2 protein-coding genes are annotated in these 666 nt (G+C 42.5%); both read right to left on the reverse strand.

The annotated features are described in order from the left end of the window. Nucleotides 1-208: Solitary outer membrane autotransporter beta-barrel domain (locus tag KIV40_RS34115; protein ID WP_285353873.1), on the reverse strand; the 208-nt coding region annotated here is incomplete at its 3' end. Nucleotides 209-524: 316 nt separating this feature from the next. Then, nucleotides 525-666 (reverse strand): helix-turn-helix domain-containing protein (locus tag KIV40_RS34120; RefSeq protein ID WP_285353874.1); only part of this gene is annotated, 142 nt, incomplete at its 5' end.

A 666-nucleotide genomic window follows, 5' to 3' on the forward strand; every position in this document is an offset into this window, starting at 1 on the left:
CACTGTCATTCAAATTGATCAGCGAGTTAGGATCAAAATCAACAAAGCCGATAGAAACGGCATCGCTGTCAGTAAGCGCGATGGAAACTGCAAAGATTTTCTCCAGCCTGTCTTGCAGCGCAGGACTACTTGCAAAAGCGGCAGAAGGAAGCGTGAGGGCAATAGCCCCGATAACAGAGGGATAGAAACGGTTTTGCAAGTAAAGCATTAAGTTGACTCCATTCAAACTTATGCTTCAAGTGTAATTGTAAAATTCGCTTTTTCAATCAGAGGTTTAAAGTTGGAACAGGCGTCTGTCGCAAAGCGAGTTGTAAAATGCTGGCTAAATCTATTGTACCGTACAATTCTTGAACATCTTGTACTCGAAAATGAATGATCATGGCATACCCTCAATAGTGAATGTGAGTCCATCATGGCTCATTCTAAATCGAGAAACTTACCATTATATGCCACCCATTCACTTTTGAGTGTTTCCTTGAGCCAGTGATACTCGCCTCTTGGAAAAGTCACACTAGCCTTTGAAACTAGGATGGATTCTCCTGTCTGAATTGTCTTGGTGTCATCTTCATTTGACGCTTAAAAGCGCGAGTGAAGTGTGAAGAGTCCGAGTAACCCATCTTGGCACCAATTTCGGTAATGGATAAGCTAGAGTGTTGAAGCAGGTAT

Source organism: Vibrio sp. D173a, from assembly GCF_030248475.1.